The organism is Pseudomonas serbica (assembly GCF_028823535.1).
Taxonomy (GTDB): domain Bacteria; phylum Pseudomonadota; class Gammaproteobacteria; order Pseudomonadales; family Pseudomonadaceae; genus Aquipseudomonas; species Aquipseudomonas serbica.
The window spans coordinates 83,548-97,619 of record NZ_JAQIYM010000007.1 but is presented as its reverse complement, the minus strand read 5'-3'; the positions used below and the strand labels follow the sequence as shown (position 1 = coordinate 97,619).

11 protein-coding genes and 1 pseudogene are annotated in these 14,072 nt (G+C 56.7%); 6 read left to right on the top strand and 6 right to left on the bottom strand.

Annotated features, from left to right (window positions below; translation table 11 throughout):
* Positions 1 to 44: 44 nt before the first annotated feature.
* Both NQL71_RS12910 and NQL71_RS12905 read right to left on the bottom strand, forming a co-directional pair.
* On the bottom strand, positions 45 to 1,391 hold the full coding sequence (locus NQL71_RS12910) for a DUF1329 domain-containing protein (protein ID WP_274642746.1): 1,347 nt from the start codon (positions 1,389 to 1,391) through the stop codon (positions 45 to 47).
* Positions 1,391 to 3,256 carry a DUF1302 domain-containing protein gene (locus tag NQL71_RS12905; protein ID WP_274642745.1) on the bottom strand — a complete coding sequence of 622 codons (1,866 nt, stop codon included), beginning with the start codon at positions 3,254 to 3,256 and terminating at the stop codon, positions 1,391 to 1,393. The genes NQL71_RS12910 and NQL71_RS12905 overlap by 1 nt, the downstream gene beginning before the upstream one ends.
* Positions 3,257 to 3,401: 145 nt before the next feature.
* Here NQL71_RS12905 and NQL71_RS12900 point away from each other — a divergent pair, with 145 nt between their 5' ends.
* From NQL71_RS12900 to NQL71_RS12890, 3 genes are all read left to right on the top strand, one after another.
* Positions 3,402 to 4,442, top strand: coding sequence for an AraC family transcriptional regulator (locus tag NQL71_RS12900; RefSeq protein ID WP_274642744.1), 1,041 nt, complete (start codon positions 3,402 to 3,404; stop codon positions 4,440 to 4,442).
* A 248-nt stretch (positions 4,443 to 4,690) separates the two neighbouring features.
* On the top strand, positions 4,691 to 6,139 hold the full coding sequence (locus NQL71_RS12895) for a DUF1254 domain-containing protein (protein WP_274642743.1): 1,449 nt from the start codon (positions 4,691 to 4,693) through the stop codon (positions 6,137 to 6,139).
* A 49-nt stretch (positions 6,140 to 6,188) separates the two neighbouring features.
* Entirely contained in the window at positions 6,189 to 7,319 is a 1,131-nt protein-coding gene (locus tag NQL71_RS12890; RefSeq protein WP_274642742.1) for an AraC family transcriptional regulator, read from the top strand.
* 8 nt (positions 7,320 to 7,327) lie between these two features.
* On the opposite strand, the gene NQL71_RS12885 is transcribed toward NQL71_RS12890, so the two are convergent.
* On the bottom strand, positions 7,328 to 8,848 hold the full coding sequence (locus tag NQL71_RS12885; RefSeq protein WP_274642741.1) for a carboxylesterase/lipase family protein: 1,521 nt from the start codon (positions 8,846 to 8,848) through the stop codon (positions 7,328 to 7,330).
* 191 nt (positions 8,849 to 9,039) lie between these two features.
* Between NQL71_RS12885 and NQL71_RS12880 the strand changes: the two genes are divergently transcribed.
* On the top strand, positions 9,040 to 9,609 hold the full coding sequence (locus tag NQL71_RS12880) for a MarC family protein (RefSeq protein WP_343228875.1): 570 nt from the start codon (positions 9,040 to 9,042) through the stop codon (positions 9,607 to 9,609).
* An 84-nt stretch (positions 9,610 to 9,693) separates the two neighbouring features.
* Here NQL71_RS12880 and NQL71_RS12875 read toward each other — a convergent pair whose 3' ends face one another.
* A complete protein-coding gene (locus NQL71_RS12875; RefSeq protein ID WP_274642740.1) occupies positions 9,694 to 10,461 on the bottom strand; it encodes a sulfatase-like hydrolase/transferase in 768 nt (255 codons plus the stop codon).
* A 433-nt stretch (positions 10,462 to 10,894) separates the two neighbouring features.
* Between NQL71_RS12875 and NQL71_RS12870 the strand changes: the two genes are divergently transcribed.
* On the top strand, positions 10,895 to 11,023 hold the full coding sequence (locus tag NQL71_RS12870) for a hypothetical protein (protein ID WP_274642739.1): 129 nt from the start codon (positions 10,895 to 10,897) through the stop codon (positions 11,021 to 11,023).
* A gap of 146 nt (positions 11,024 to 11,169) precedes the next feature.
* Here the strand turns inward: NQL71_RS12870 and NQL71_RS12865 are convergent.
* Positions 11,170 to 11,408, bottom strand: a pseudogene (locus NQL71_RS12865) (group II intron reverse transcriptase/maturase); the annotation flags it as partial.
* A 178-nt stretch (positions 11,409 to 11,586) separates the two neighbouring features.
* On the bottom strand, positions 11,587 to 12,777 hold the full coding sequence (punC, locus tag NQL71_RS12860; protein ID WP_274642738.1) for a purine nucleoside transporter PunC: 1,191 nt from the start codon (positions 12,775 to 12,777) through the stop codon (positions 11,587 to 11,589).
* 122 nt (positions 12,778 to 12,899) lie between these two features.
* Here punC and punR point away from each other — a divergent pair, with 122 nt between their 5' ends.
* On the top strand, positions 12,900 to 13,817 hold the full coding sequence (gene punR, locus NQL71_RS12855; RefSeq protein WP_194939641.1) for a DNA-binding transcriptional activator PunR: 918 nt from the start codon (positions 12,900 to 12,902) through the stop codon (positions 13,815 to 13,817).
* The last annotated feature ends 255 nt before the right edge of the window (positions 13,818 to 14,072 follow it).

Sequence of the window (14,072 nt, the reverse complement as noted above, 5' to 3'; positions counted from 1 at the left end):
GCGGGTTAAAAAACGAGCCATACATGGGTATGGCTCGTTTTGGTTCACTTACCGATACGTCTAATTTCCGCCGGGGTGAAGTCTGCTTTCACCATCGGCATCCCATATTCGACTTTGTGGCTGACTTCGTTTGTCATCTGAGAAACGCCATAGCGGCCAGAGATCAGGTCATAGGTCGTTTCAGCCACGGTAATCGGCACCTGAACGTCGTACAACATTGCATAGTGCGCCTCGAACAGTCGCCATAACTCACCACGGCTGTCATACATATCCGACGCCAGGATCTGCCAGGAATCCTCATCGATATAGAAACGTCGCTTGGCATAGACATGACGCGTGTCGGGTTTGAGCGTCGCTTCGATCACCCACACACGGTGCTTTTCATAGCGCAGTGGCTCCGAATTCAAATGACCCGGTTTCAGGAGGTCGGCGTACTTCAATGACTTGCTGTTCAACTTGTAAGCGTTGTATCCAACCAAGAGCTCCTGTTTACCAATGAGCTTCCAGTTGTAACGGTCCGGTGCACCGTTAAATCCGTCGCTGCCATCGCTGGTGATTTGCCCGAAGCTGTAACGTGCGCTGCTGTCATAGGAAACAGTCGGAGCCCGACGCACACGGCGTTGCCCCGGGATGTATTGCCAGGCCGCCCGTGCTTCTGCCACCTGGTTCATCGGCTCGTGAATCAACGTGACCTCACCGGCGTAACGTGATGGAGTCAGGGTCTGTGCGCGATAAAAATAGAGAAGATTGTCCTCCGGGCTCAGATCCTTGATCCGGTCGCGAAAGGCACCGACCTGGTTGTAGGTCACCACTGTGGATTGCCCCTGATCTTGAACCGTTGCCGAAGCAATTTCTCGGACGAAAGACCCACCGCGATATCGGGTCATGTGATTCCACAGCACTTCCGATGCTTCGGTAGGCTGGGGAAACGGGATGCCGAAATTATAATCTTTCAGCCCATATCCCATGTCGACCAGCTCAACTTTGCCCAGGTTTGCCCTGGCCTCGGCCTGGTCGGCTTTAGGGATGCTGGCGGTACGATGACTAGGGTAAACCGGCATCCGATAGTCGGGAAAACGCGCGAACATGGCGGCTTGACCGGGGGTGAGTAGGTTCTTGTATTGACTGACGTTGTCCTTGGTCACGGTATAGAGCGGGCGTTCGGCAGCAAATGGATCAGCGTAGTCCCCGTTTGCAGAAACCACGCCGGCGTTGGCAGCAATTCCACCGGTCCAGGCTGGAATGCTGCCATCGGCATTGGCGGCCATTTCAGAACCCATTGGGGTCAGCTTGGTGCCGATCAGGCCAGGGTCGTTTTGCTTGGCATGGGCCAAGGTGCAGGCAGCCAATATGGCGAGGGCCAGAGGCAGTTTTTTCATGGCATTTTTCATTAGAAGCTCACCTTGAGGTTCACCGAGGCGAAATCGCGGTCATCGATGGTGGAAAATTCGTTGGAGCCGAGGAACTCGTTGTAGGCGAACTCCAGCGAGTAGTTGTTGCGGTAGTCGAATGTCAGCGTCAGGCCGATCGCTTGTTGCCCTTCCTGGAAGTTAGGGCCGGTGCCCTCGACGTCATGGCGCCAGTTGATCGCCGGAGTGACCACAGTGGCTGGCAGCAGTTGTTCGTAGGAAAGACCGGCGCGCAGTCGATAGCCCCAGGAGAAGTCGGTGTAGATACCTTGGGTGTTGCAGAAGTCCGCGTTCATTCCGGCAACTTGCGCAGGGCTCATGCCGCCCGCCCCCGCAGCGACGCAGGAAGTTGCGATGCCGGTCGTGGGCAAGGTTCGGCCGAATGCGCCGGCACGACCAAAACGGTCACTATCGAGATTCTCGACCCAATTGAAGCCCATTTCGCCCGCCAAGGACAGACGACTGGCCCCCAGCACGTTGGTAACGGTATCAACCGCGCCAAGGCTGAACTGCCAGACCGGTTTGCGAATGTAGCCCTCGACTTGAGTGCCACGCGCAGCTGCCAATTCAGCATTGGTCATAGGCATGATCGGCGTGGTAGGGGATCCCGCCAACAGCCCGACGAAATCCGCGCCATTCAAAGGCAGCGGCATATTGGGCCGGTAACTCAGCTCACCAAAAGTTGCGGTGGTGCCGATGACACCGCTGAGGCTGGCTCCGAACAGACGAATATCCTCGGGGTAGATGTTGGAGTAGTCCCCCGTGTTGATATTGATGTTGGTACCCACGGGTGCCTGGCGAGCTATCACCCCTTGCAGTTGCGGGGTTCGACTGTGGTAGTTCATGTAATACAGACCGAGATCGGCATCTTGCAGCGACTCGATGGTGTAGTGCATGGCCAGGCCGTACTGACCGGTATCGCTCGGATAGTCGGTGGACGTGCGGCGCAAATAGCGTTCGCGTCGAGCGTTTGCGGCCCCCGCGGCGGGGTCAAAGTCCAGCAAGGATTCGGCAGTAGTGCCTTGGCCGCCGGCAATCATGTAATTGTTCTGACAGCCTTCCTGCAGGTTGTCGGCAATGCTGAAGAAGGTGCCACAGCCGTCGAACACCGACGGGCGGAAGTTGTACTGCCAGAACCCCTCCAGACTCAGCGAATCGCTCAGGTCGAAGTTGAAGCTGACCATTTCGACGGGCAACTGGCCTTCCTTGAGTTCCACTCCGGGACGGTTGAACGCAGATACGTCGAGCGGGTTAATCACGTTTACACCGTTCTGGATGAACAGCGCCTCGCCCCAACTCAATACCTGATTGCCGACCTTGACGCTCAACGAGTGGTCAGCCACGTCGAAGTTCTTCCAGACATAAGCGTCAAGCACTTCGAATCCCTTGAACCTGGCCAGATCCTGCCAGCCGGAATCGTTGAAATTTTCGAAGTCGCCATTACTGGTCTCCAGGGCATGGTCGTACCAATACTTGAAGCGCAGGAACGCACCTTGGGAACCGTCATTGAGGTCAAAGTCAGTCAAGCCTTTGAACACAGTGGAGATGGTGTCGCCCTTATCAAAATTGAGCTTGCCGTTGTCGGCGTTGTAGTTAGTGCCAGTACCTGTTTTCCCGATACTGGCCGCATCGGCGGCCGTCATCTGAAACTTGTCCGCGGACTGAAGTGCCCAACTGGTGCCCAGACTCAGCGTTGTGTTGGTGGTCAGGCTCCAATCGTCATTGACCTGCCAGGTCGTGGCTTGTGCCGACTGGATCCCGGTGGCCATAGCGACCCCCAGCGCCAGCACGTGTGGGCGTAAACGCGGTGCAGGGTTGCTACTGCAAGGGCGTGCTAAGTGCTTCATGTGTTAACTCACCTGTTATTTTTTTTAATGGCGAAGAGGTAAATCGGAATTCCACCAGTCACTTTGAAAATGCCGGCGTTATCCTTGAAACTACGCGCTGAGCGCATCTCCCCTTGCGCACCATGTGAGTAAAAAGCGGTCGAGCATGAGTCATTGGCTGACAAATAATTTTCCCGAATATCGGCAGCGCTCTTCGCTGTGCCCTTCCCCGATCATGGCCGCGTTGCGCTCGCTGGAGTCACAGGGCATTGAGCCGCAGCATCTGCAAGGGCACTGGCGTTTGCCGCTGGCGACGTTGCGTCAGCCCTTCCTGCGGCTGCCGTCTTTTCTCGCCCGACGTTTCTGGGAAGTGGCTCTGGAGCTGAGCAACGATCCCGCGTTGGGGCTGGCAGCAGCCAGGCACGTCGACCCGGGCCAGCTATTGGGCCTTGGCTATCTGATGCAGTTAATGCCAACACGCCTGGAAGCATTGGTGGTGATGCTTGAGTTCTGGCCTCTGCTGGCCGGGCATGTGGATTTGCGCCTTGAGCAGCATGAAGGGAGAGTGCATCTGAGCCTGCACCCCGGAGCGGGCGTGCTGCCGGCACCAGAAGAAGTGGATTACTGGGTGTCGCGACAAATCCAGTTTTTGCGTAGCTGGGTGTGTGCGTCCGACGCTCTGCTAGAGGTTCGCTTACGCCGCCCTCCTCCCGTCGAACCGCAGCCCTGGCACACCTTGAGTCAAAAACCGGTGTACTTTGGGACCGAGCACAATGAGTTGGTACTCGATCAGGCGGCGCTTCAGGAGCAGCGACCCGGCGGGAGTCTGAGCATACGTCAGGCACTTGATGACGCATTGCACGAGTACGTGCGCCACACGGCCACCCCTAGTGTTCTGGAGTCGGTATCAGCCGCCGTGATGCAGGAGCTTCGCGGTGAATTGAGCCTTGAAGTGTTAGCCAAACGCCTGCACACAACACCTCGAACCCTGCATCGCGCACTCCTACGCGACGGCTGGAGCTTCGTGGATATCATCGAGTTCCATCGTCGCTACCTGGCCCATGATCTATTGCAGGCCAATGAGATGTCCGTCGCGCAAATCGCCGATCATCTTGGCTATAGCGAAGTTCGCAGTTTCACCCGCGCCTTCCGCCGCTGGTACGCAGACACCCCCAGCCAGTTCCGCGCTCGCCACAACCCTCGTTAGCGATTGCATGATTTGGCGTTTGGCCAATTTATTGTCAATCAATGACTCATGACGTCCTTCGCAATGCTCGCATGTTTAGCGGGCATTTTCGTTCCATGGAAGTTGGCACTTCATGGTTCAGGCATCATCGACTGGAGCGCTGCTCTAACTATCCGCCCCTCGCCTTTTGCCTGGGGCTTTTTTTTGCGTGGTCAGTCAGGTAGCGCAATCATGGAGAGCGTCATTGCCTACTGGCCCAAGGAGGCAACATGCAAACGAACGAGTGGATAGACATTCCCAGCAACGGATACCGACGACGCGACCTGCTGAAGGCATTTGCCGCCATAGCAGCCATGGGCATTCTCGCCGGAGTACCGGGGGGTAAAGTGATTGCAGATGAATCACCACTGAGTGAAGACGCCGCCTACAAGCTTGCTATGGAGGCTTATGTATATGGATTCCCGTTGATCTACTTTGCTCGCCTGCGCTACTCACGCATGATGGAAGGTGATCCGATAACAAAGACGCGACATCTTTGGGCTCAATGGGCTCATCGCAACAACGTCGTTACACCTGTGATTCCAGGGGCTCCCCAAGTTGACACGCTGTATTCCAATCTTTGGCTTGACCTCAGTGAGGAGCCCTACATTCTTACTATTCCAAAGATGGATGGACGTTACTGGAGCATTCAGTGCTGCGATCTACTGGGTGAGACGTACGGACTATCTAATCGCCGCAACTTACCGATCGGTGGACGTATTGCTTTGGTCGGTCCACATTGGCAAGGCGAACTACCGGAAGGTATGGACGAGATAATGCGTGCAAAGATGCCGCAGACCTTCAACTTGCTGCGTATGTTTTTCGCCAATGCACAGGATCTCCCTAAGGCTGTCGAGTACCAGAGTGGATTTCTGATCGCCCCTTTATCCGCGTACCGCAGTGGTGAGCACTCAGTGCCAGGCGCTACTGCCAATCTAATCAAACCTTTGACGAACCAAGATGATCCTCTGGCCGATCTCAAGACCTTGCAGGCCATGTGGCAGCAATGCCCGCCTCCAGTTGAAGATACCGCTATTACGGCCAGCTACACCCACATTGGTCTGGGCACGGACAACAATGGCTTCGAACACCTGTCGCCTGAGATAATCAAGGCTCTCAAGCGGGCGGAAGTGGATGCACGCAAAATGGTTCTCGACAGCACAAGGTCTTTGGGTGGGCCCCATACTACTATGGGGTGGACCGTTCCCAAGCCATCCATCGGTTACTATGAGGACGGCGACTGGCTATACCGTGCTTCCATCGCGCAGGCGGGTACTGTCGCTCTGCCCATTTCAGAAAACCCCTACCATGTGTTGCAAAAAGATCCCTCGGGGGCGCCGCTCACTGGCGACTTGCGCTACGTCTTGCGTTTCGCCAAGGACCAGATCCCGCAAGTCGACGCGTTCTGGTCACTTCATGCCTATACCAGCAAATATACAGTCATCGACAATCCGCTGAATCGTTATGCCATTGGCGATCGCACACCGGGTATGAGGTTCGAGGCCGATGGAAGTCTCATTGTCTATGTACAGGCGGACGACCCGGGTGCACTCAAACGCACAAACTGGTTGCCAGTGAAGACAGGAGAACCGTTCTGGCTGATTGTTCGGGCTTACGAACCACGTGGTCTGATGAAAGAACTGCGCTGGCAAGGGCCAAAACTGGAGAAACTGACCTGAAACGATATCGGTAATGGGCGTCCGATTGCAGGCTGTGGGGCCACGCGTCATGCTGAGCATCAACTCATGTCGCAATCAACAGGCGTTACCCATGGAGCCCACGCAACAAAGCCCTGCCTCCGGAGCCAGAACTACTCTGGCTTCGGTCGCGCGCGCGATTGCCAACACGTTGGAGCTGGAATACGGTATCAATCCGGCTCCGGCGCTCGCCAGTGTAGGTCTCCATGCCGGCATGCTGCTGGATAACGAGTTGCGTCTGGATTTGACCGATATCACGCCGCTCTGGGCACGTGCAGTCGAGCTTTGCGGAGATCAGAACTTTGGGATTCGCGTCGCACGAAACCTTGCCCCCGCCGATCTCTATGGCGTTGATCTGGCCCTCTATGCCAGCGCTACACTAGGCGATGCTGTACGCCGTTACACGCAATTCATTCCGCTGCTGACAACAGTAACCCGGCCTCAACTGATTCAGGACGACGTGGGTGACTGGCGTCTGGAAACCCGACTGACGGGAGCACGCGTGCCAGCCAATGCGGCGCGAGACTGCTTCAACTACTTCAATGTCAGATTGTTTGAACGTCAATCCGCCATGAAAGCCCGTAAATTTTTGCGCCGGCTGGAAATGCCTTTGCCGCAGCCGCCTGACCCGGAACCTTGGCAAACCCTGGGCATTCCAGTTCTCTTTGGACAAACCTGCGCGACCCTGGTATTCAAATGCGAAACATGGGACACCCCTCTGCCTGGCGCCAATTCGCATCTGCTCGCTCGCCTCGAACAACCCATTTTGCAATATCTGGCTCGACTCGGTGCCCCGCTACCTCTGAGTGCCTTGCGCGCCTGCCTGGCTGACATGCTCGCAGGCGAAGCCAGCTTGCAGCATCTTGCTGATACTCTGGGCTTGGCCATCAAAAATGTGCAGTCGTCTTTGGATCAGCAGAACACAACCTTCGCCCAACTACTTGACCAAACCCGAGAGGCGCAGACCCTCAATCTCCTTGCCATGCCCAACCTGACACTGGATCAGGTGGCGGGCCGTGTCGGTTTCAGCACGGCGAGCAGTCTGGTCAGGGCTCTACGACGCTGGAAAGGTGTAACGCCTCTGAGTTATCGCAAACAACTGGCCGTTGCAGATCTGAAACCTTCGAAAAACCATAAATTGCAGTTCCCCGATCTCGATTGACACATCGATCAGTGCTGTTGCTCGCGCATTTTTTTCACCAGATCGAGTCGCAGTTTGAGCGGGTCGGTACCCACGATGACGCCATCATTTGTGAAGTGCAGCAGTCGGTCTACCTCCGGATCGTGGCGAGGCCAGTTGGGTCGCCCGGCACCGTTAGGGTCGCCCGTCTTCGCGAAGCCAACCCAATAGTCGCTGGCCTGCGCCGCCATCGCCCTGTCGTCCGGGGTGACTTTGTCACGAACCAACGCGGCAGGAATGTCGAGCGTGTAAGGGATCTCGAATCCATGAAGTGTGCCCTTGAGCTTGCCACGCTGCGATTCGGCCACGTAACTGAAACGGTACAGGTACACCGGATTTCCTGATCGCGCAATGGCGTCGGCAAGATGCCGCGAGGGTTCCACCAGTGTTTGATCCGCCAAAACATCCTGCTTGAGTTCCTCCAGAGTTTGATCACTTTGCGGATCGTAGGCGGCTCGCGCGTCAGAGCTAAGCGCGGCAAAGGGAGCAAAAAGAGCTTCCTTGTTCGCGGCCACGCCAAGACCAAGATCGCGATCATTTGCACCCACGATGACCGGCACAGCTGCTTGCTTGCCTTCAGCAAACAGCGTTTCGGGCGCCGCCGGTACGAGCCGGCCATCCAGGATAGAACCGGGTACGCCGGGAATTGGTTTACTGCTGGCCAAACCGACCAACACTTCTTCTGCTGATGCGTTTTCCAGCAGTTTCTCTGCTGGCAATGCTCGCAACGCCGCGAGTGCTTGTGCACCGTCACCGGTGATACCGACAGATTTTGCATAGGCAATGCCGGATTTTTCAGCATCGGCCAACAGTGTGAGCGGGAGGGCCTTTGCCCGTCCGGTGGGAATACCAGGGGATTGAAGAATGGCTCGCTGGAACAGGCCTCGCGACATTGGTGACACCAAATGCACCATTACCGAACCGCCGCCGGCCGACTCACCGAAGATCGTTACCTGTTTTGGATCACCTCCAAACGCGGCGATGTTGCGTTGCACCCATTTGAGCGCAGCCCGCTGGTCAAGGTAGCCATAATTGCCCTGCACTTCATCGGATGCCTCGGAAGTAAGCGCAGGATGGGCAAAAAACCCCAACCGTCCCATACGATAATTCATACTCACAAACACAACGCCCTTTCGCGCTAACGCCTCGCCCGGATACTGTGGTGTATTGCCGTGCGCGAGTGCTCCACCATAGATCCACACCATGACCGGCAGCGACCCCGATTCCTTGGCCGGGCGCCACACATTCAAGGTGAGGCAATCTTCCGACTTGGGTAGGTCATCGGTCTGCATACAGCTAGCACCAAAATGGCTGGCATCCAGCGTTTGCGCCCATGACTTGACGGGATGCGGTGCTCTCCAACGTAGAGCACCTACCGGCGGTTCAGCGTACGCAATACCCTTGAAACTGGTGACTTCGTTGGCGGTGACACCTCGCACAGCGCCCTCTTGTATGCGAACAACTGGGCCACTGGCGTTGACCTGGGCCCAGACTGCCAACGGAAACATCATGAACACACCTACGAATCCAAGTGATGACCGAAGAGCTTTACGCATAACGCCTCCGCATAGAGAAAACGTTGCTACCAAACAATGACCTGGTTACGAGACATCCGATTGGCGATTCAATGCAGTGGAGTTCTTCTCAAAGAACCCGCTGGAATTGTAGACACTGATAGACCAGAAACCATCGACCGGCGCGTCTGCTGCAAGGCAAAGACACCACCGAGCAGCGTCGGGTGGCACGCAAAGCATGTCTTTATGCACTGCTACTGATGTTTTTCTTCCTGATCTTCGGCAACCTGCTGTTGCGCCTGTTCGAAGTCCCCCTGAGTATGATCCGGGTGGTCGGCGGGGTGATCCTGATGCGTCTCGGCTTCGAGCTCTTCGCCCCCTCGCCCAACAGCAGCCTGATTCCAAGCAGTCCCAAAGGCAGCCAGGATGTCTCATTTATTCCCATGGCCATGCCGATCATGTTCGGGCCCGGCGCCATTTCCACTGTGATCGGCCTGACCAGTACCATCAAGGATTCCGACCGCGCCATATTGTCCTTCGCGGTAGTGGCACTGGCGATCTGTGCCACCATGTTCACCACCTACCTATCTCTGGCTTACGCCAATAACATCCTCAAAAAGATTGGCCCGCAAGGCATCGATGCCGCAACCCGCATTGTCGGCTTCTTCGTTTCGGCGATGGGCGTGGGCCTGATCTTCCATGGCACGGTGGAGTTTCTCCAGTCGTACGGTGTGCTACTCAATGGGGTAACAAAGTAGGACTGCAAGTTCTCATGCAGTCAAAAAAAACGGGCGCCTGTTTGGGGGCGCCCGTCGTTTTATAGCAGCTGGTTAGCCACGACGTTAATCGTGTCCATTATGACCATTCTGCTTCATGGCTTTGAGAATGCCATCCAGGTTGTAGGTTTCCGGCGCCTGCATTGGCGGGAAATCTTTGTAGGACAACAACTCCTTCTCCCAGAGCAATTGCCCGATTGGCAGCATGTTCCAGTTGTAGACATAGGCGTTGCCAGGGGAACCCAAAGAGCCGCCATAGCCGGTGATGGACTTCGCGTCAGCGCCGACTGTTGTTTCAAAGGGGTCACGTTTGAGGTTCAGTAGTTGTGTCCAGTGATAGGTGACAGCGCCGAATAGGCCGCCGGTCGCGGTATACGGAACCATGGTGTAGTACATCTTCCAGTTTTTGTAGCGTACTGCCGAAGGTTGCGAGCCGGTGCAATAAAAGAAGGTATCGCGCGCCGAATTGGTGGACTGGCCGGTCAGGTAGTCAGTCTGATCCACGCCATCGAGCTTGGTCTTGACGATGCCGGGGTAATTGCCCGCCATGATCTGTTGGTTCAGCTCGTTACCCTTCTTGCCACCAGCAATATTGACCAGGGTTGGCACCCAGTCCAGCGAGGCAAAAATGTCGGTTAGGACGGTGCCTGGCTTAATCTTCCCAGGCCAGCGAATGACCAGTGGAGCGCGCATGCCGCCTTCCCAAGTGGTCAACTTGCCGCCCTTGAACGGGGTCGTACCGCCGTCCGGGAAGGTAATGGTTTCCGCGCCATTGTCGGTGGTGAAGACGACAATGGTGTTGTCCAGCTGGCCCATGTCCTGAAGTTTCTTCAAGACATAAGGGTCAATTCTGTTGAAAAAATCGGCTTCAGTTTCCAGGGCAGAAAAGTACGCCTCGTAGATTGAAATCCTTACTTTCGGCAGAGGCTTCCTAGCTCAGATTTCACGTAGCAGCGCGCAGACAAGGCGTTTTCACGAGTCAATACGCGGGTGGTTCGAGCAAACCGACTTTTTCAACACAATCGGCCAGTTGCGGACATTCAGTCTGAATCGAAAGAAGGCAGCAGTGCTCGCAAGTCAACAGCGCCGTGCCGGTGTTCGACGCGACGCCTCTCCGCGCCCTCGCTGCCATCGATCGCCGTTCGCTACCTAGAACTACTCGGGCCAGTTGAACTCGCGCCGCAGGCAAATATCATCTGCCGGGCTGCCCACAAATATGGCGAAAGTTGCGCTTGCGTTGCGCGACGCAGTCGATGGAACTGAAACGATGCTGCTGCCCGATATTGATTTCGCTTCAATCCGCCTCCACCGCAAAAGTCAGGCGAACGCCTTTGAGGAGCTTTGCTGCCAGCTCGCCGGCGACGAACAATTGGCCCCCTGCGTGTGTCAGCTTTAATCGAAAGGGTCCCGGAGGCGATGGCGGGCTAGAATGCTTCGCCGCCCTGTCCGATGGGACCGAGACTGACTGGCAGGTGCATTACTATTGGGACATGGCAAACGCCATCAAGTCGCTCGATGAGTCCCTAAGCCAAGCGCTCGCCCTTGCGGGTGGTACTCGCCTGCCAGCAACCTTGCCTTGAGGGTTGGCCAATACTGTTTCACGTAGCCCGCCAAGTCGTCGACCGTCAAGCCATCGGCACCCGGCGCTCCCTTGTTGCTGACTACGCGCTGATCGCCCGCTTGAGGTTGGCCGGTGCAAGCACTCGCGCCATCAGCGTGTCCGGCTCCGCTTTCATCCACGCCACAGACGCCGCCGCTGCCTTTGCCCTGTCAGCCGTCATCCTCAGATAGAGGACTTTCACCTCCAAGTCACCAGCGTGGCCACAACAGCCAAGTTGGTTGCCCTTGCGCGCAACGCGCCATGCCTGGCGCACAATGAAAACGGGCGCCGTGGAGGCGCCCGTTTCTTGTTTGCGCGTTGGCGTGTCAGCCACTCCCGTAAGAAATGCCGAATCGCTGTTACCGGTCTGTTTCAAACCGCTCTGCTTCGTCGCGCTTACGCCGTTGAATCCAATACCCCAGCACCACAAGCGGCGCGGTCACCAACATTACCTCCACGGTGATCTGCAACGGCTGCTCAATCCGCGACGACACCAGCAAACTGGCGAAAAAGCACAAACCCAATTGCAGCGTGTTTTGTAGCGCCGCGGCCTTGCCGGAGTTTTCCGCAAATGGCATCAGCGCATTCGTCACGATGATCGGGAAACTTGCACCGTTGACCAGCCCCATGACGCAGAACGGGATTAGCAGTGTGGTGAGGGTCGGCGTGGTCAGCGTCGCCACCAGGTACAGCGCCACCATGCTTACGCAATAGGCGAGGATCAGCCAGGGCAGCATGATGTTGCCGCTGATCCGTTGCAGCAGGCTGCGGCAACTGAAGCCGCCGATCAAGAATCCCAGGGTTGGCAGAACGTAGCTCAGGCCGATGTCGCTGGGGCTGTAGCCCATGCCGCCGAGGATGAAGGGTGAGGCGGTCAGCCAGGCGAAGAAGCTCGCCGAGCAGGCGGCGTAGATCAATACGCTGCCGCTGAACGCCATCGATTTGAGGAGTTGTCCGAAACTGATGCGGGGGCGTTCGCCATTGGCTATCAGCCGTTTCGGCGCGGCTTCGAGCAACGCCGTTGGCACCAGCAATGCGACGCTGACGCCGAACAACACCGCAAAAATCGCCTGCCACCCCCAGTGATTGAACAGCAGCGCGCCCAGGAGTGGCGCGAGTGCGGGCGACAGGGACATCAGCGGGATGATCCCGGCAAACAAGCGATTGGCTTGCTGCGCCGGGTAATGGTCGATCACCAGCGCTTGCCAACTAACCGCCGCCGAACACACGCCGATGGCCTGGATAAAGCGCAGCCCCCACAATTGCATGGCGGTCTCGACCCAAAACATTCCCAGGCAACCCAGCGCGAACAGGCTCAAGCCCATCAACAACACGGGTTTTCGGCCGATGCGATCCGATAGCGGCCCCCACAACAATTGTCCAACGGCAAAACCGGCAAGGAAGATGCTCAGGCTCGCCCCGACTGCACCGGCCGACAGATGCAGCTCGCCGCCGATGACGCTAAACGCCGGTAAATACATATCCATGCCCAAGTAGCCAAGCATGCTCAGCCCAACCAGGTAGCAGGTGAAACCAAAAGAGTTTTTCATCAACGCCCTAACTGACTCTTCAATCAAATAATTTGTTAGCAGCGTGCCATTATGGGCGGTGAGTTTTCCGTGTGAAGCGATAATAATTGGACGCTCTTATCAATATTTTTGAAGGCACCTGAATGTGGTCTGAATATTCCCTGGATGTGGTCGATGCCGTGGCCCGGCACGGCAGTTTCAGCGCCGCGGCTCAGGAGCTGCACCGCGTGCCTTCGGCGGTCAGCTACTCCGTGCGACAGCTGGAACAATGGCTCGCAGTGCCGCTGTTTGTGCGGCGCCATCGTGACGTCGAGCCGACAGCGGCCGGCAAGCTATTTATTGAGCAGGCCCGGGGCGTGATGAAAACCATGCTCGATACCCGCCGTCTGTGCCAGCAAGTGGCCAACGGCTGGAGCGGGCAGTTGAAAGTGGCGGTCGACGCCATCGTCAAACAAGAGCGCTGCCGGCAATTGGTGTTGGACTTTTATAAACAGTTTCCTGACGTGGAGTTGCTACTCGGGTACGAGGTTTTTAACGGCGTGTGGGACGCCCTCGCCGATGAGCGCACCGACATCGTGATCGGCGCCACCAGTGCCGTGCCGGTGGCCAGTCACTACAGCTTCCGCGACATGGGCCTGTTGAACTGGTTGTGCGTGGCCAGCACCCGGCATCAGTTGGCGTCATTGAACGGTCCGCTGGACGACGATCAATTGCGCCCCTACCCCGCGCTGTGCATGAACGACACTTCACGCCACCTACCCAAACGCGACACCTGGTCCGTGGACAATCAGCGTCGGCTGGTGGTGCCTAACTGGGCCTCGGCCCTGGATTGTTTGCGCGAAGGCTTATGCGTGGGCATGGCGCCGGCACACCTGGTGCGGCAGCTCATTGAGCAAGGCGAACTGGTCGCCCTGAACCTGCAACGGCCCTTCGCCGCCAGCCCGTCCTGCGTAGCCTGGAACCAAAACAAGCATTCGCCGGCCATGGCCTGGTTACTCGATTACCTGGGGGATGCCGAGACGATGAATCAGGAATGGTTGAATGGAGAGGTCATCATTTAAAACCAGGGATATTGAAGAAGAAGACGTCCATCGTTGGTGACATACCCGCTTGATACGATTCGACGGAGTGCCATTTCGAGCCCGGTAAGGGTCGGCGCGCTTTCTAGTAAGCAAAGAGAAAAATCGTCGATATTTCACATACAAGGCTTCCGAACAGACGTATGAAAAGTTTTCATAACTGGAATGAACCATAGGCGTTAGTTAGATCTCAATCCCCCCTCTTATTGTTGCCCTACAGGACGGTGACAGAGCCGT

Coding starts and splice junctions, on each gene's coding strand:
- NQL71_RS12910 (WP_274642746.1), bottom strand. CDS start 1,391: ATGAAAAATGCCATGAAAAAACTGCCTCTGGCCCTCGCCATATTGGCT.
- NQL71_RS12905 (WP_274642745.1), bottom strand. CDS start 3,256: ATGAAGCACTTAGCACGCCCTTGCAGTAGCAACCCTGCACCGCGTTTA.
- NQL71_RS12900 (WP_274642744.1), top strand. CDS start 3,402: ATGAGTCATTGGCTGACAAATAATTTTCCCGAATATCGGCAGCGCTCT.
- NQL71_RS12895 (WP_274642743.1), top strand. CDS start 4,691: ATGCAAACGAACGAGTGGATAGACATTCCCAGCAACGGATACCGACGA.
- NQL71_RS12890 (WP_274642742.1), top strand. CDS start 6,189: ATGCTGAGCATCAACTCATGTCGCAATCAACAGGCGTTACCCATGGAG.
- NQL71_RS12885 (WP_274642741.1), bottom strand. CDS start 8,848: ATGATGTTTCCGTTGGCAGTCTGGGCCCAGGTCAACGCCAGTGGCCCA.
- NQL71_RS12870 (WP_274642739.1), top strand. CDS start 10,895: ATGCTGCTGCCCGATATTGATTTCGCTTCAATCCGCCTCCACCGCAAA.
- punC (WP_274642738.1), bottom strand. CDS start 12,777: ATGAAAAACTCTTTTGGTTTCACCTGCTACCTGGTTGGGCTGAGCATG.
- punR (WP_194939641.1), top strand. CDS start 12,900: ATGTGGTCTGAATATTCCCTGGATGTGGTCGATGCCGTGGCCCGGCAC.